At 69.2% G+C, this 15981-nt stretch carries 17 protein-coding genes; 8 read left to right on the top strand and 9 right to left on the bottom strand.

Translation table 11 applies throughout. The features are described 5' to 3' along the window. Window positions 1–167 precede the first annotated feature (167 nt). The 4 genes from M2283_RS11790 to M2283_RS11775 form a co-directional block, all read right to left on the bottom strand. Window positions 168–605 carry an SsgA family sporulation/cell division regulator gene (locus tag M2283_RS11790; RefSeq protein ID WP_280876082.1) on the bottom strand — a complete coding sequence of 146 codons (438 nt, stop codon included), beginning with the start codon at window positions 603–605 and terminating at the stop codon, window positions 168–170. 99 nt (window positions 606–704) lie between these two features. Next, entirely contained in the window at window positions 705–1418 is a 714-nt protein-coding gene (locus M2283_RS11785; protein WP_432423055.1) for an IclR family transcriptional regulator, read from the bottom strand. 649 nt (window positions 1419–2067) lie between these two features. Beyond that, window positions 2068–2280: a DUF5326 family protein gene (locus tag M2283_RS11780; protein WP_058924335.1), complete on the bottom strand. Its 213-nt coding sequence runs from the start codon at window positions 2278–2280 to the stop codon at window positions 2068–2070. A gap of 193 nt (window positions 2281–2473) precedes the next feature. After that, window positions 2474–2791 (bottom strand): cupin domain-containing protein, encoded by a 318-nt coding sequence (locus tag M2283_RS11775; RefSeq protein WP_123999009.1) that lies wholly within the window; start codon window positions 2789–2791, stop codon window positions 2474–2476. 59 nt (window positions 2792–2850) lie between these two features. Between M2283_RS11775 and M2283_RS11770 the strand changes: the two genes are divergently transcribed. From M2283_RS11770 to M2283_RS11750, 5 genes are all read left to right on the top strand, one after another. After that, window positions 2851–3228, top strand: a complete 378-nt coding sequence (locus tag M2283_RS11770; RefSeq protein ID WP_280876081.1) for a phage holin family protein — start codon at window positions 2851–2853, stop codon at window positions 3226–3228. 7 nt (window positions 3229–3235) lie between these two features. Next, window positions 3236–3727 (top strand): low molecular weight protein-tyrosine-phosphatase, encoded by a 492-nt coding sequence (locus M2283_RS11765; RefSeq protein ID WP_280876080.1) that lies wholly within the window; start codon window positions 3236–3238, stop codon window positions 3725–3727. Further along, a complete protein-coding gene (locus M2283_RS11760) occupies window positions 3724–4872 on the top strand; it encodes a cystathionine gamma-lyase (RefSeq protein ID WP_280876079.1) in 1149 nt (382 codons plus the stop codon). Before M2283_RS11765 ends, M2283_RS11760 begins: the two co-directional genes overlap by 4 nt. A gap of 227 nt (window positions 4873–5099) precedes the next feature. Further along, window positions 5100–6002, top strand: a complete 903-nt coding sequence (locus M2283_RS11755) for a LysR family transcriptional regulator (RefSeq protein WP_280876078.1) — start codon at window positions 5100–5102, stop codon at window positions 6000–6002. A gap of 88 nt (window positions 6003–6090) precedes the next feature. Beyond that, on the top strand, window positions 6091–6573 hold the full coding sequence (locus M2283_RS11750; RefSeq protein ID WP_280876077.1) for an NUDIX hydrolase: 483 nt from the start codon (window positions 6091–6093) through the stop codon (window positions 6571–6573). A 13-nt stretch (window positions 6574–6586) separates the two neighbouring features. Here M2283_RS11750 and M2283_RS11745 read toward each other — a convergent pair whose 3' ends face one another. Both M2283_RS11745 and M2283_RS11740 read right to left on the bottom strand, forming a co-directional pair. Then, complete coding sequence (locus M2283_RS11745; protein WP_432423054.1) at window positions 6587–8041, bottom strand: globin domain-containing protein; 1455 nt, start codon at window positions 8039–8041, stop codon at window positions 6587–6589. Between the two features lie 314 nt (window positions 8042–8355). Next, window positions 8356–8988: an HAD family hydrolase gene (locus M2283_RS11740; RefSeq protein WP_280876075.1), complete on the bottom strand. Its 633-nt coding sequence runs from the start codon at window positions 8986–8988 to the stop codon at window positions 8356–8358. Between the two features lie 180 nt (window positions 8989–9168). Between M2283_RS11740 and M2283_RS11735 the strand changes: the two genes are divergently transcribed. Together M2283_RS11735 and M2283_RS11730 are read left to right on the top strand one after the other, a co-directional pair. Further along, window positions 9169–10035, top strand: coding sequence for a GNAT family N-acetyltransferase (locus M2283_RS11735; protein WP_280876074.1), 867 nt, complete (start codon window positions 9169–9171; stop codon window positions 10033–10035). Between the two features lie 35 nt (window positions 10036–10070). Next, window positions 10071–10523: a GNAT family N-acetyltransferase gene (locus tag M2283_RS11730; protein WP_280876073.1), complete on the top strand. Its 453-nt coding sequence runs from the start codon at window positions 10071–10073 to the stop codon at window positions 10521–10523. Between the two features lie 56 nt (window positions 10524–10579). Here the strand turns inward: M2283_RS11730 and M2283_RS11725 are convergent, their stop codons facing one another. The 3 genes from M2283_RS11725 to dnaB form a co-directional block, all read right to left on the bottom strand. Next, window positions 10580–11965 carry a serine hydrolase domain-containing protein gene (locus M2283_RS11725; RefSeq protein WP_280876072.1) on the bottom strand — a complete coding sequence of 462 codons (1386 nt, stop codon included), beginning with the start codon at window positions 11963–11965 and terminating at the stop codon, window positions 10580–10582. Between the two features lie 97 nt (window positions 11966–12062). Beyond that, window positions 12063–12656: an HD domain-containing protein gene (locus M2283_RS11720; RefSeq protein ID WP_280876071.1), complete on the bottom strand. Its 594-nt coding sequence runs from the start codon at window positions 12654–12656 to the stop codon at window positions 12063–12065. A 34-nt stretch (window positions 12657–12690) separates the two neighbouring features. Beyond that, window positions 12691–14166 (bottom strand): replicative DNA helicase, encoded by a 1476-nt coding sequence (gene dnaB, locus M2283_RS11715; protein WP_280876070.1) that lies wholly within the window; start codon window positions 14164–14166, stop codon window positions 12691–12693. Between the two features lie 461 nt (window positions 14167–14627). On the opposite strand from dnaB, the gene M2283_RS11710 reads away from it, so the two are divergent. Further along, the gene (locus M2283_RS11710; protein WP_280876069.1) at window positions 14628–15965 is read left to right on the top strand and encodes an MATE family efflux transporter; all 1338 of its coding nucleotides are present in this window, start codon (window positions 14628–14630) and stop codon (window positions 15963–15965) included. Window positions 15966–15981: the final 16 nt, after the last annotated feature.

Raw genomic sequence — 15981 nt, 5'->3', positions numbered from 1 at the left:
GGACGGCTGGTGCTGGGGCCCGGCAGTGCGGTAGTGCGGCAGTAGGGCAGCGCGGGAGCACGTCAGAGAAGAAGCGTTACTGCACAACCCCGCAACGCCTGCTCAAGCATCCCGCCTGCCGCCCGGACCCACACCGAATTCCGACCTACCCCGACCCCCCGACCCCGTCAGCCCGCGCTCTGCTCCTCCGCCAGGATCCGGTCCAGCGCCTCGTCGAGATGGGCGTCGAAGTCGGCGAGCGAACCCTCCTGGCCGAGCGGCACCAGCTTGTCGGTGCGGTCGAGGAAGGCGATGACCGGCGCCGTCGACGACCGGAACAGTGCGTGGTCGCCGCCGACCTGAAGCCGGATCAGCAGCTCGCCCAGGGAGTCGGGGTCGGCGGGCGCGACCCGTACGTCCCCCTCGCCGGTCGGCCGGCCCACCCCGTCGATCAGCAGCTCGCGGCCGAAAGCCCACGTCACCGGGGCGTCGCCCGGCAAATGGAAGGTCAGCCGCACGGCATAGGGATCACAGGACTCGTAACTCAGCTCCACCGGGATACGGAAGGAGAGCTCCTCGGAGACGAGGAAGCTCATCATGACCTCTGCCTGTACGGACTCGCGCATCGCCTACCCCGTCATATGCAACCGATTGGCCAGTAATGATCGCTCTGACACTGCTGGCATCTTGCTTAAAGTAGGCGACAGATCACAAGGAGTGAGTTTTCAGATACTGATAGAGATCGCGAGCGACCCCAGCATCCGCCCGACTTCGCTCTGCAGTTGCCGGGCCGCGGCCGCCAGCCGATCGGCCTGATGCGAGGGCAGGGAAATGGCCATCGTGGCCGCCGTCGCACCCACGGTGATCGGGATCGCCGCGCAGACTGTCCCCAGCGCGTACTCCTGCCGCTCGACGACCGGTTCCATCCTCCGCGTCCGTTCGAGCCGCCTCAGCAGGGTGTGGTCGTCACGCACCGTGTACGGGGTGATCGACTGGACGGGGTAGCGCCCGAGGTGGTCGCGGCGGGCGTCCTCGTCCAGTTGGGACAGCAGGCACTGCCCGATCGCGTGCGCGTGCGCGGTCTCGCGGAAGTCGGCCCACTCCTCGACCGCCGGGTTGCCCGGGGTGTCGGACACGCACACGACCTCGATCTCGCCGTCCCGGTACACGGCGTAGTACACGGGCACGCCGATCGCGTCCCGCCAGTGGGCCAGCGCGTCGACGATCGTGCTGCGACGTTTCTGCTGGGCCGCGCTGCTGCTCAGCCGCTCGGCGGCGTCGCCGAGGAAGAACAGCCCCTTGTCGCGACGCAGATAGCCCTCATGCACGAGGGTGCGCAGCAGGTGATACGCCGTCGGGAGAGCCAGACCCGTCTCACGGGCCAGTTGCTTGGCGGGGGCTCCGTGCGGGTGCTCTGCGACGCATTCCAGGAGCCGCATCGCCCGCTGGACGGACCCGATGAGGGTGGCGGCGGACTGGGGGTGTGCGTGCGGGTGCGCTGCCTCGGGGGCCGGGGGCGATTGAGGCGGGCGGTGGGTCGTCGGCCGGGGCGGTGTAGTGGGTTGCGTCGGGCGGGGCGGCACTGTCGCTCGGGTCGGGCCCGGCCGTACCGGAGGCTGCGTCGCGGGCACCGGTGCCCGCTCATCAGTCACGCGCTCGGGCGCCAGAGGCGTCGTGGCGGGCGGTGGAGGTGCCGACGTACGCCCAGCCGCCGGAGGACTCGTCGTACCGTCGGCCGGCGTCGGCGTCGCCGCACGTTCCTGTGTCGACGGGCCCGGCTGCTCAGGTGGTCGGATGGGGATCGGGCGTCCCGGCGGCGGGGCCGCCGGTGCGGGTGTGGCTGAGGGTGTGTGGGGGGCTGTGGTTGCGGTGCCGGTGCCTACCGTGGCCAAGGATCACTCCCGGAGCGCGAGGGGGCAGCCCGTGCGGGGGAACACGGGTGGGGGTGTACGCCGCTCGCGGGGTCGTCCCCGCGTCGAATTCCGGACTCTAACCGTCCGTCACCGCGCGCGGACGGCCCGCCGGAAAACTTCCCTCGCGCGAGGGAACCGGTGATTCCTGTTACCGATCACCGGCGTCCCACGGGCCTCACCAGTCGCTGCGCGACGACGAGCTCGACGTGAACTTCCGTACGACGTAGATCAGTCCGCCGACCAGTGCCACGAAGACCAGCGCCTTGAAGAGCAGCCCGATGACGAAGCCGACGACGCTCGCTATCAGCCCGCCGAACACGACCAGGGCGATGACCGGCACCGCGATCCACTTCACCCACCAGGGCAGTCCCGAGAAGATCTCTCCCATAGCTGTCGTCCTTACCTCTCCGCCCGTCGCTGGTGCCGGGTCCTGTCGATGACCCGGGCTTGTGACGCCGGATCCTTCTGTTGTCCTGCCTGTTGTCCTGCATTCGATGCTAGGGCCGACAGGGGGCCTGGCGGGGGCCCCGCATCCCTTGTCCTCCCCTGATCGATCCCCTAGGGAACCCCGAGGTCGGGCCTCAGCTCTCGGGCGGAGAGAACACCACGAGGACCCGCAGATCCTCACTGATGTGGTGGAACTTGTGGGCCACGCCCGCGGGCACGTAGACCACGCTGCCGCGCGCCACCTGGGTCGTCTCCATGCCGACCGTGATCGCGGCCCGGCCGCTGACCACGAAGTACACCTCGTCCTGCTGGTGCGGCCGCTGCGGGTCCTGGTCGCCCGCGTCGAGCGCGTAGAGGCCGACCGACATGTTCCGTTCGCGCAGAAACTGGAGGTAGGCGCCGTCGTTGGCGGCGCGTTCCGCCTCCAGTTCGTCCAACCGGAATGCCTTCATCGCCCTTGTCGCCCTCGTCCCACTGCTCGTTTTCGATCTCGTCTGCCACGATCAGACACATGAAGAATTTCGTAGTCAAGACGATCGCCAACGCGGGCGCCCTGGCGGTCGCCGTCTGGCTGCTCGACAAGATCACCCTGACCGGTGACAGCACGGGCAAGAAGGTCTGGACCCTGCTCCTCGTCGCCCTGGTCTTCGGGGTGGTGAACTTCCTGGTCAAGCCGATCCTTCAGGTGCTGACCTTCCCGCTGTTCATCCTGACGCTGGGCCTGTTCACCCTGGTCATCAACGCGCTGATGCTGCTGCTCACCTCGTGGCTGGCCGACAAGCTGGACCTGAGCTTCCATGTCGACGGCTTCTGGACCGCGGTCCTGGGCGGCCTGATCATCTCCGTCGTCTCCTGGGCGCTCAACGTCGTCCTGCCCGACGGGGACTGAGCACGCGATGACGTATCGCGTCTGTTTCGTCTGTACCGGCAACATCTGCCGGTCCCCGATGGCCGAGTCCGTCTTCCGCGCCCGCACAGCGGAGGCCGGTCTCGAGGACCTGGTCGAGGTCGACAGCGCCGGCACCGGCGGCTGGCACGAGGGCGACGGCGCCGACCCGCGCACAGTCTCCGTCCTGGCGGAGCACGGCTACGAGGGCGGGCACACGGCCCGGCAGTTCCAGACGTCCTGGTTCGCCCGCCTCGACCTGGTCGTCGCCCTCGACGCCGGCCATCTCAGGTCCCTGCGCCGCCTCGCGCCGACTCCGGAGGACGCAGCGAAAGTGCGCCTGCTGCGCTCCTACGACCCCGCCGCGGGCGACGACCTCGACGTACCGGACCCGTACTACGGGGGCCTGGACGGCTTCGAGGAGTGCCTTGAGATGGTGGAGACGGCGAGCGAGGGCCTGCTCGCCGCGGTGCGCGAACAGGTGGAGGGACGGGCGGCATGAGTGATTCCGCTACGCCGGTGAACGGCGACGGTGACGGCACGCGCGCGGTGCGGGCGGGGCTGCCCGAACCGGTCAAGCACGAACCGACCCTGCCCGGGCCGGTGTTCGCCGCCCACTTCCATCTGCCGGGCGAGCCGACCGGGCCGTACACCTACGGCCGCGACGAGAACCCCACCTGGACGCTGCTGGAGCGGGCCATCGAGGAGCTGGAGGCGCCTGGGCAGGACGACGTCGAGACGCTCGTCTTCGCCTCCGGGATGGCCGCCATCTCGTCGGTGCTCTTCTCCCAGCTGAGCGCCGGCGACACGGCCGTCCTGCCGAACGACGGCTACCAGGCACTGCCTTTGGTGCGCGCGCAGTTGGAGGCGTACGGCATCGAGGTGCGCACGGCGCCGACCGGGGGCGACGCCCAACTGGACCTGCTGGACGGCGCCAAGCTGCTGTGGATCGAGACGCCGTCGAACCCGGGGCTGGACGTGTGCGACATCCGGCGGCTCGTCGAGGCGGCACACGCGCGTGGCGCCCTGGTCGCCGTCGACAACACCCTCGCCACGCCGCTGGGACAGCGCCCGCTGGAGCTCGGCGCCGACTTCTCCGTGGCCAGCGGCACCAAGCAGCTCAGCGGGCACGGTGACGTGCTTCTCGGGTACGTCGTCGGGCGCAACGCCGAGGCGATTACCGCCGTACGCCGTTGGCGGAAGATCGTCGGCGCGATTCCGGGCCCCATGGAAGCCTGGCTCGCACACCGTTCGATCGCCACCCTCCAGCTGCGCGTCGACCGGCAGTGCGCGACGGCCCTCATGGTCGCCCAGGCGCTGCGGGAGCGGCCCGAGGTGACCGGGCTGCGCTATCCGGGGCTGCCCGACGATCCCGCGCACGAGATCGCCGCGCGGCAGATGCGTCGCTACGGGTGCGTGGTCTCCTTCACGCTGCCCACGCGCACGCGTGCCGACCGTTTTCTCGACGCGCTGCGGCTCGTGGACGACGCGACGAGCTTCGGCGGGGTGCGGTCGACGGCCGAGCGGCGCGGACGCTGGGGCGGGGACGCGGTGCCGGAGGGCTTCATCCGGTTGTCGGTCGGTGCCGAGGATCCCGAGGATCTGGTGGCGGACGTGCTCCGTGCGCTGGAGGAGTCGGCGAGGTGACCGGTTTACGGTCGTCCGGTCGGCGGCCGCCTACGCACAACGGACGGTCCGAGCCTCCCCCCTCGTGGCTCGGACCGTCCCCGGTTCCGCGCGCGAAGAACCGCGCGACCAAGGCTAGTTGACTCTGTGTCAGTGTCCAATCACAGTAGCGACAGAGACCTATCGACTTATTTATAGTTGGGCCCTGCCGGGGCCGGGAGTGGGGCAGGGAAAGGGGGGTGCGTGCCATGGATCTGGCCTTGCTGCGCACTTTTGTGACCGTGCACCGGGCCGGCTCCTTCACTCGGGCCGCCGCGCTGCTCGGTCTGTCGCAGCCGGCCGTGACGTCCCAGATCCGCACGCTGGAGCGGCAGTTGGGCCGACCCCTGTTCCTGCGGCAGGCCCGTGGGGTGACGCCGACGAGCATCGGCGACGAACTCGCGCACAAGGCCGCCCCGCACCTCGACGCCCTCGTGGAGATCACCGAGACCGGCCTCGACGAAGACTCCTCCCTGCGCACCCTGCACCTCGCCGGTCCCCCGGAGTTCACCGCCGAGCGCGCGCTGCCCGCCCTCACCGAGCTGACCGGCGAGGACAGCCAGGGCTTCGCGCTGCGCACCTCGTTCGGGAATGCCGAGGAGACCCTGGAAGGTCTCGCAGCCGGGCATCATGATCTGGCCATCAGTACGGCCCGTCCCCGGGGTGCGCTGCTCACGGCGACTCCGCTCTGCGACGAGGAGCACGTCCTGGTCGCCGCCCCGCGCCGGGCCGAGCGGATACCCGGCAAGCCGCGCCGAAAGGGGGCGCCGGCGCTGGAGAACGTCCCCGTGATCGAGGTGCACGAGTCGCTTCCCTTCGTCTCCCGTTACTGGGCCGCCGTCTTCGACTCCCGTCCGGTCACTCCGGGCACGGTCATCGTGCCCGATCTGCGGGCGGTCCTCGCCTGTGCCGTCGCGGGCGCGGGACTCGCGGTGCTGCCCCGCTATCTGTGCGCCGCCGCCCTGGAGCGCGGTGACGTCCTGGCCCTGCACGATCCCGCGGTGCCGCCCCTGCGGACGTACTTCTTGGTGGTCCGCACCGGCACGTTGGCCATGCCACATATCGCGCGGGCACACGACTGGTTGCTGCGGTCCGCGGCCGACTGGTGCTGACCAGGCCTTTTGTCGCGACCACGCGGCGAACTCGGCCGGTGACGTCCCGCGATGTTTCACGTGGAACCAGTCGGGCCACATTTCTCCCATGACCGTCCGACCCGTGGTCAAGCGCACCGCCCGTGCCGTTCTGCTCGACGGTGACTACCTGATCCTCATCAAGCGCACCAAGCCAGGCGTCGATCCCTACTGGGTCACCCCCGGTGGCGGAGTCGAGTCCGAGGACTCGACCGTCGTCGACGCCCTCCATCGCGAAGTGGACGAGGAACTCGGCGCCAAGATCACCGATGTGGTGCCCTGCTTCGTGGACACCGTCGAACACATCGGCAAGGACGCCGCCACGACCGGCGTGAAGGTGCAGCACTTCTTCGTCTGCCGCCTGGAGTCCATGGACACGTCTCTGCGCCATGGCCCCGAAGTCGACGAGCCCGCCGGGGAGTACGAGATCGTCCGGGTGCCGTTCACCCGGGTCGGCATCGCCTCCGTCCATCTCGTACCGCTGTCGCTACGGCACTACCTGGACGGGAACATCGAGGGCGTACGCGCGATGCACGCGCCCGACCTCGGCTGATCCCGGCGTCGCGTCAGTCTCCGGCGCCGACGAGTTCCTCCACCGAGTCGTGCCGTATGCGCTCCGACGGGATGCCGACATTCCTGAGGGCGTCGACACCGTTGCGGATCATGCCGGGCGGCCCGGAGAGATAGGCGTCGTACCCGCTCCACGGCCCGTACTGGCGGATGGCGTCGGGCAGTTGGAGGTGCGCGTGCTGGTCGATGATCGCGCGGACCGAGAGCCACGGGTGGGTCTGCTGGAGCCTGAGCATCGTGTCGATGTCGTACAGGTCGTGGTCGGTGCGGGCGCCGTAGAACACCTCGACGGGACGCCGCTCGCCGTGTTCGGCGACGTCCTCGACCAGCGCCCTGATGGGCGCGATGCCGGTGCCGCCGCCGAGGCAGAGCAGGCCGCTGTCGGTCGTGTGGTCGACGGTCATCGAGCCGGCCGGCGGGCCGAGACGGAGGATGTCGCCGGGCCGGGAGCGGTGCACGAGCGCGTTGGAGACCCAGCCCGCCGGGACGGCCTTCACGTGGAACGTCAGCAGACCGTCGTGGCGGGGCGCCGAGGCGAAGGAGTAGTGCCGCCAGATCCGCGGCCACCACGGTGTCTCCACACTCGCGTACTGGCCGGCGAGAAAGGGATAGGGCTGGTTCGGGCGGACCGTGAGGACGGCGACGTCCCGGGTTCTCAGGTCGTGCGCCACGATCTCGGCGTACCACCAGGCCGGGGCGCGCAGTTCGTCCGCGGCGGCGGCGTCGATCATGACCTGCGAGATCGTCGTGTACGTCCGGACCCAGGCCGCCTCCATCTCCGGGTGCCAGACGCCCGACGCGTACTTGCTCAGCGCGCCGATGAGGCACTCGCCGACGGCCGCGTAGTGCTCGGGGCGCGTGCCGTACTTGCGGTGGCCGCGGCCCAGGTTCTGCAGATAGTCGACGAGGACGGGGGTGTTGTCGACGTGCTCGGCCGCGGTGAGCAGCGCCTTGAGCAGCCGGTCCCGCTGGGTGTCCATCGCCGCCGGGAACAGCGACCGAAGGTCGGGGTGGCGGACGAAGAGCAGCGCGTAGAAGTACGAGGTGACCTTGTCGGCGACCGGCGCGACCTCCGCCATCGTCCGGCGGATGAGGACGGCGTCCGGCGAGGCCTGCTCGGCGCGGGCCGGGACGGCCGTCTGCGGGGCGGCGGGGGCGGGCGGCGGGGCGGAGGAGGTGGAGCGCTGGGCAGGGACGTACGGGTCGGTTGCGGGGGCCGTCACGACCGGTTGCCCGGCGTTCTCCCTCTGCTGATCCGTCTCCGTGTCCGCGGTGGTCCTGCCCACCGGCCGCATCCCGGCGAGGCGGTTGCCCTCGGAGGCCTCGCGCTCACTGCCCGGGGTTGTCTCCGGCTGCGTGTGCGGCGTGAACCAGCCGGCCCCGCCGCCGGACGTGCCGTTGTCGGCCGACGTGGTGGTCGGAGCGTCCATGGTGTGCCTCGCCTCGAACATCTTTCGGTCGGTCTGCGCACCTCCTCGTTCGGAAGATGCCTGCTTCCCCCGCAGACGGCTTGCTTTCCCCGTTTCGCCCAGCGGCCAATACAGCCACATTCAAACCGTATTCACGTTCCGTACGGACAAGTAAGCCGAGAGTGTGACATTGGCCGCAGTGTCCTCTCCAGCCCCCGGCTCTCCGACCTCGCACAGGGCGTGTGCGCCTCGCCCCGGAAAGCGAACCGGAGTCGACCATACCGGCCGCCGCGTCGATCACAAGTCCCGCCTTCCACCACCACGAATGGAGCGGGGCGAACCATCAATTCCTTCAATTACCGGGCGTGCCGCACCAATTCATAGGCTTCCCACAGATCCAGGCCCATGTACGAGTGTGTCGCGAGACCGACCAGGTGAAGGTCCGCATTGACCGCCACGGAAGTCGGCACCGCGCCGAAGAGGTCCTTGTCCGAGAACGAGTCGCCATACGCGACACAGTCGGCGGACGTCACTCCGAACTCCTCACACAGTCGCCTGGCGATCTCCACTTTGGCCGCGGCATTGAGCACCCCGGCAGGGTCCACGGGCTCAGTGAACGGCACGGCGGGAAACAGGGATCCATGGGCCGCATGTGCACCCCAGCCGGTGAGCCGCTCCACGAAGAAGGAAGGGGAGAGCGAGACGACGGCGCAGTAGTCGCCTTCCTGCCGGATCGCCGCCCAGACCTCCCGAATGCGGCCCAGCCACGGTGCTCCCTCGAAGGCCGACGCCACATGGGCCTCGGTGAGATCCGCCCAGAGCTCACGTACTCGCGCCGCGTACTCCGGCGGACCGATCAGTCCCGCCGAGATCGCCTTGTCCAGAGCCACGGTCTCGGCTTCCAGCCCCAACTGCCGTGAGATCTCCACGGGCGCCGAGGTGTCGTACAGCAACGTGCCGTCGAGATCGAAGAGATGAAGTCTCGCCATGGTCATCGAGACTAGTGCGGCCACTGGACGGCTCGTCGTCGGCGGTGTTTCACGTGAAACACCGGCCGCTGTCGGCTCTGTGTACGGCTGCCCACGACATGGCCAAAAGCTCGTGTGTCCGCCTGCGAAGAGCCGGAAAGCGGTGGACGGCGAGGCCACCCGTCAGACAGCCTGACCTGCGTGCCGACTCCTTCTCTCGCCGCTCTTCCGATCCGCCGTCTGACGCTTCGCGATCTCACCGCCTGCGCCGACTTGTCCGAGGACCGGGGGTGGCAGCGCGAAGAACACAAGTGGGGCCTCCTCCTCGCATCCGGGAAGGGCTACGGGATCGACGACCCCGACGGCGGTCTCGTCAGCGCCTGTGTCGTCAGCGAGTACGGACCGCAGGACCGCCCCGGCCTGGGAGCCATCGGCATGGTGCTGGTCGCCGAACGGCATGCCCGTCGGGGCGTGGGACGCCGGCTTATGCGACACGTCGTCTCGGCAATGGGCACCACTCCACTGACCCTGCACGCGACCCCGTACGGCCGCCCGCTCTACGAGGAACTCGGCTTCAAGGTCATCGGCCGGGCGGAGATGCTGCTCGGGCACTTCACGCCCGGCGGTCCGGAACCGAAGGTCGCCACACGCGCGGCCACCGCGGAAGACCTCACCTCGATCCTCCGGCTCGACGAGGAGGTGTTCGGCCTGGACCGCACGCACATCATCACCCGCCTCCCCGCCTTCGCCGACCAGTTGCGGGTCGCCGAGCGGGACGGCCGGCTCATCGGCTACGCGGCGGCCTGGCCCAACATGGAGACCCATGTCGTCGGCCCGCTGATCGCCCAGGACACCGAGACCGCCCAGGCGCTGCTCACCTCTCTCGCCGTCCGCACCGGCCGACCCCTGCGCACCGACATCGACGTACGCCACGAGGAGTTGCTGGCGTGGGCGAAGGAACGCGGTCTGGTCTCCGTCGCCGAGAACGCGGTCATGACCTACGGCGTCCCGGAACTCCCCGGGGACTGGACCAGGCGCTTCGCCCCGCTGACGGTGGCCGCCGGCTGAGGCACGTCGGTCACCGCCGTGCGTAGGCTGCGGGCATGGGAGATCTTGAAATACGGCCCGCCACGGCGGACGACGTGCCCGTGATCGTCGCGATGCTCGCCGACGACCCGCTCGGCGCCCAGCGCGAGTCTCCGGACGATCTGGCCCCTTACCTGGCCGCTCGGGAACGCCTCGCGGCCGACCCGAACCAGCATCTGGTCGTCGCCGTTCGCGAGGACCGGGTCGTCGGCACGCTGCAGCTCACGGTCATCCCCGGTCTGTCCCGGCGCGGTGCCACCAGGTCCATCATCGAAGGTGTCCGCATCCATGCCGATGAGCGCGGCAGCGGCCTGGGCACGCAGCTCATCGAGTGGGCGGTCGACGAATCCCGGCGCCAGAACTGCCAGTTGGTCCAGCTGACCTCCGACGTCACACGCACCGACGCCCACCGCTTCTACGAGCGGCTCGGATTCACGGCCTCACACGTGGGCTTCAAGCTTCAGCTGTGAACCCCCGTGGGCGTCTTGTTTCACGTGAAACAAGACGCCCATCGCGCCACGCCCGGCTATCCGATGCCTCGCCATCCGTCCGGGTCGACTCCACCCGGCACAGAAGCCCCCTCGTCGTACGGCTGACGCGTGAACACGAAGGACCCGAGGTCCAGATGGCTCACGGTCCCGTCGGGCCGTCGTACGGCCTTCAGGAGCTCTCCGGCGTAGTAGCCCTCCCGTCCGGTCCAGGTGCCGTCGGCGTTGGCCCGGAAGCGAGACCGGCGGCCACTGCCGGCCAGGGGCTCCAGCGAGACCCCTCCGTCGGCCGTCAGCCGGAGGGCGTACGCGTGAGTCCCCCAGTACCACGGCCCCGCCAACTCCAGTACGGACGCGTCCACTTCGGGCAGCGGCCGCCACGGGGCGGGGATGCGGGGCTCGGACTCGGCGACGATGCGCACGAGGTCGGCACCGACGGAGGACACGAGGGGACCGGAGGTGCAGTTGGTCAGCACCACCGCCGCGACGTCGTCCTCGACACTGATGCTGAGGTTCGCCAGAAAGCCCGGCAGCGAACCGGAATGGCCCACCAGCAGCCGACCGTGACGCTGCTGGATCTGCAGCCCGAGTCCGTACGAGACGCCGTCCGCGACGTCCGCGGCCTCGCCCGGCGCCGCCGGCACGCGCATCTCCCGTACGCTCTCGGCGCTCAAGACACGGTCGTCCCCTTGCGCCAGGAAGGTCGCGAACCGCGCCAAGTCACCGGTGGTGGACCAGAGTTGACCGGCGGGAGCCATGCGTCCGAGGTCCTCGGAGGGCTCCGGCAGCATGACATCGGCCCAGGGATGCACGGCCCAGCCACCCGCGTGGGGCGCCTTCGGACGGCCGCTCGTGCGGTCCAGGCCCAGGGGTTCGAGCACTTCCCGCCGAAGCACCTCCTCCCACGGAGCCCCGCGCAGCTTCTCGACGAGCGCGCCCAGCACGGTGTAGCCCGGGTTGGAGTAGTGGAAGCGGCGGCCCACCGGGTGCAGGAGTGGCTGTTCGCCCAGGACGTCGGCGAGTTCGGGGCGCAGCGAGCCCGGAGTGCGCTCCCACCAGGGAGCGGGCGACTCGGCGGCCAACCCGCCCGTGTGGGCGAGGAGGTCAGCGACGGTGGCCTCCCCCACGCCCGTGCCCGGCAGATGCCTCTCCACCGGGTCACCGAGGTCGAGCGCGCCCTCGTCCCGCAGCCGCAGTACCAGAACGGCGGTGAAGGTCTTGGTGATCGACCCGATCCGGTACTGCACGTTCTCGTCCGGCCCGTGCCCGTCCACCGAGGTCCGCGCCCCGTGCCACACGGCCCGCCCGTCCCGTACCACCGCCGCGACCAGCGACGGCGCACGCCCTTCGGCCTGGGCCACGGCGATCCGATGCAGCAGCGCCCGCCGCGTACCGGGGAGCAGCTCTTCCTGAGGTGTCGTCATTCCCCCAGTCCACCCCGCGAGCTGCCCGGGCGTCGAACGCATTTGTCCTGGGGTCGCGGGAACGTACGGGGTTCCATGATCTACCCGATTCCCCGCCTCAACCTGTCGGGTAGGACATCTGAAAGGCGAGGCGCTCATCGGCCTGGTCGCCGATGCGAGTGAGCACACTGTCCAGGTCGAGGAACTCCTCCCAGACCGGTCTTCCGCTCGCCGCTGCGAGTCGGGCGACGACAAGGTCTTCGAGTTCGGGGACCCGCTTGTTCTTCCAGATCTTGTCGGCCAGGCTGACCAGGAGGTCTTCCGTCCCAGCCGCTTCGCTGGTCCAGGCGGCGTGTGTCGCGGCGAAGCGTGCCATGCCGGAATCGACGCCCTGGGCCATGAGCAGCTCTCGGCCGGCTTCTTCGTGCTGCCCACCGGGAGCGGACAACTCGGCGGGGTGCAGAGTCTTGCCGATGTCGTGGGTGGCGGCTCCGAAGAGAACGGCCTCCGGGCTGATGCCCAGATCGAGGTTGCGTGCGGCGATCCAGTCGAGGAGTTGCCCCGCAACGTCGTGGACTGCTCGCAGATGGGCGACCAGGCGCGGCGGAGCGCCGGCACGGTGGAGCAGTTCGGCTGCTTCGATCGGCAGGGGACGAAGCGAGGTCCTGCCGGTGTCCTGGAGGGCGATCGCCAGTACGCGCGAGGTCGTCACCGCGACAGGGTAGTCGTCGCAGTCGTTGTCGAGATCAGGTCTGCGCCATGTCCACGAACCGCGAGTAGTGGCCCTGGAAGGCGACGGTGATCGTCGCCGTGGGGCCGTTACGGTGCTTGCCCACGATGATGTCCGCCTCGCCAGCGCGCGGTGACTCCTTCTCATAGGCGTCCTCGCGGTGCAGCAGGATCACCATGTCGGCGTCCTGCTCGATGGAGCCGGACTCACGCAGGTCGGACACCATCGGCTTCTTGTCCGTGCGCTGCTCGGGACCACGGTTCAGCTGCGAGAGCGCGATCACCGGAACTTCGAGCTCCTTGGCCAGGAGCTTGAGGTTACGGGACATGTCCGAAACCTCCTGCTGACGGCTCTCGGAGCGCTTGGAGCCACCGGCCTGCATCAGCTGCAGATAGTCGATGATCACCAGCTTGATGTCGTTGCGCTGCTTGAGCCGACGGCACTTCGCGCGGATCTCCATCATCGACAGGTTCGGGGAGTCGTCGATGAAGAGCGGTGCCGACGACACTTCGGGCATCCGACGCGCCAGCCGGGTCCAGTCCTCGTCGGTCATGGTGCCGGAGCGCATGTGGTGAAGGGCGACGCGGGCCTCCGCGGAGAGCAGACGCATCGCGATCTCGTTGCGCCCCATTTCCAGGGAGAAGATGACGCTCGGCAGGTTGTGCTTGATCGACGCCGCCCGCGCGAAGTCCAGCGCGAGCGTGGACTTACCCATGGCGGGTCGGGCCGCGATGACGATCATCTGGCCCGGGTGCAGACCGTTGGTGAGCGAGTCGAGGTCCGTGAAGCCGGTCGGCACGCCGGTCATCTCGCCGCTGCGCGAGCCGATCGCCTCGATCTCGTCGAGCGCGCCCTCCATGATGTCGCCGAGCGGGAGGTAGTCCTCGCTGGTCCGCTGCTCGGTGACCGCGTAGATCTCGGCCTGCGCACGGTTGACGATCTCGTCGACGTCGTCGTCGGCCGCGTAACCCATCTGAGTGATACGGGTTCCGGCCTCGACCAGGCGGCGCAGCACCGCCCGCTCGTGGACGATCTCCGCGTAGTACTCCGCGTTGGCCGCCGTCGGCACCGTCTGGACGAGCGTGTGCAGATAAGAGGCGCCGCCGACCTTGTTGATCTCGCCGCGCTTGGTCAGCTCGGCGGCGATCGTGATGGGGTCGGCCGGCTCGCCCTTCGCGTAGACGTCCAGGATCGCCTGGAAGATCGTCTCGTGTGCGGGCTTGTAGAAGTCGTGGCCTTTGAGCACCTCGACTACGTCGGCGATGGCGTCCTTGGACAGGAGCATGCCACCGAGCACCGACTGCTCGGCGTCGAGATCCTGCGGTGGCACGCGTTCGAAGGACGTCCCGCCGCTCTCCCACTGGCCGTTCTCCCGGCCGCGGTCGTGCTGCTCGTCGCGCCCGCGGCCGCCTTCGCCGCGCCGGCGGGCAGGCAGACGATCACTCGGACCGCTGTCGGCCCACGGATCGTCCAAGGGCTCGGAAATGCTCACCGAGACACCTCCTCCCGTCCGCCGAGAGCGGACCTAGCCGTGCCTCTCTTTTCTACGGCACGGCACTGACAAACAAGACGCCCAACTCCGGTTCTGGCGCGTCGGTTTTGTGATGGTTTCCCAGCCGACGAACGGAGCGGGCGCCGCACCACCGTAGGCCTGTGGGCACCGTCAGCCAATCTGGTTATCCACAGGCCATGTGGACGACGGCCCGGATGCTGTGGAGAACTCCACGAAACCTGTGCACGACCCGGTGGACAGCCCTGTGAACAAGCTCCCGCCCCCGTACAGACACCTGCCCTGAACTGCGACTTTCCCGTCCACCGGCTGTGCAGAAGAAAAACTTTTCCAGTTGGACCAAGATCGCTTCGAACGGTGCACGAAAGAGCACGGGCCGCGAAGGGTAGTAAGGGTCTCAGATACATTGCATCTCTTACCTGTGGACGATTACATTAGTGCTCATGACACAGGCTCCCGCGACCTCCAAGGCCGACCGGCGACAGCACGATCGAGAGATCGTCGCACTGGCCGTCCCGGCCTTCGGCGCACTCGTCGCCGAGCCCCTCTTCGTCATGGCCGACAGCGCGATCGTGGGCCATCTCGGCACAGCCCAACTCGCGGGACTCGGCGTCGCCTCGGCCCTCCTCATGACAGCGGTCAGCGTCTTCGTCTTCCTCGCCTACGCCACCACGGCGGCCGTCGCCCGACGCGTCGGCGCCGGCGACCTCCAGGCCGCCATCCGTCAGGGCATGGACGGAATCTGGCTGGCGCTCCTTCTCGGAGCCGCCGTCATCGCCGTCGCCCTTCCCACCGCACCGGCCCTCATCGAACTCTTCGGCGCCTCGGACACCGCCGCCCCCTACGCGACCACCTACCTCCGCATCTCCGCCCTGGGCATCCCCGCGATGCTCGTCGTCCTCGCCGCGACCGGCGTACTGCGCGGCCTCCAGGACACGAAGACACCGCTCTACGTCGCCGTCGCCGGCTTCGTCGCCAACGCCGCCCTCAACGTCGGCCTCGTCTACGGTGCCGACCTCGGCATCGCGGGCTCCGCCTGGGGCACCGTCATCGCCCAGTGGGGTATGGCCGCCGTCTACCTGATCGTGGTCGTCCGCGGGGCGCGTCGACACGGCGCCTCGCTGCGTCCCGACACCGCCGGAATCAGAGCCTCGGCCCAGGCCGGTGCACCCCTGCTCGTGCGCACGCTGTCGCTGCGGGCAATCCTGATGATCGCCACCGCCATCGCCGCCCGGCTCGGTGATGCCGACATCGCGGCCCACCAGATCATCCTGTCGCTGTGGAGCCTGCTCGCCTTCGCTCTCGACGCCATCGCCATCGCCGGTCAGGCCATCATCGGGCGCTATCTCGGAGCCGGAGACACGGAGGGCGCCCGCGCCGCCTGCCGCCGCATGGTCCAGTGGGGCATCGCCACCGGGGTCGTACTCGGCCTGCTGGTGTTGGTCACCCGACCGGTGTTCCTGTCCCTGTTCACCGGCGACTCCTCGGTCAAGGACACCGCACTGCCCGCCCTGCTGATCGTGGCCGCCTCACAACCGATCAGCGGCATCGTCTTCGTCCTCGACGGAGTCCTGATGGGCGCGGGCGACGGACCCTACCTGGCGTGGGCGATGCTGATCACCCTGGCGGTCTTCACACCGGTCGCCCTGCTCGTTCCGGTGCTCGGCGGCGGGCTCACCGCTCTCTGGGCGGCCATGACGCTGATGATGACGGTGCGGATGCTGACCCTGTGGCTGCGCACCCGCTCCGGTCGTTGGCTCGTCACTGGCGCGACGCGCTGACCGTTTCACGTGAAAC

The sequence above is a fragment of the Streptomyces pseudovenezuelae genome (genome assembly GCF_029892565.1).
GTDB classification, from domain to species: Bacteria; Actinomycetota; Actinomycetes; order Streptomycetales; family Streptomycetaceae; genus Streptomyces; species Streptomyces pseudovenezuelae_A.
Note: the sequence above shows the minus strand (reverse complement) of the source record. Positions and strands in the feature narration are given on the sequence as shown.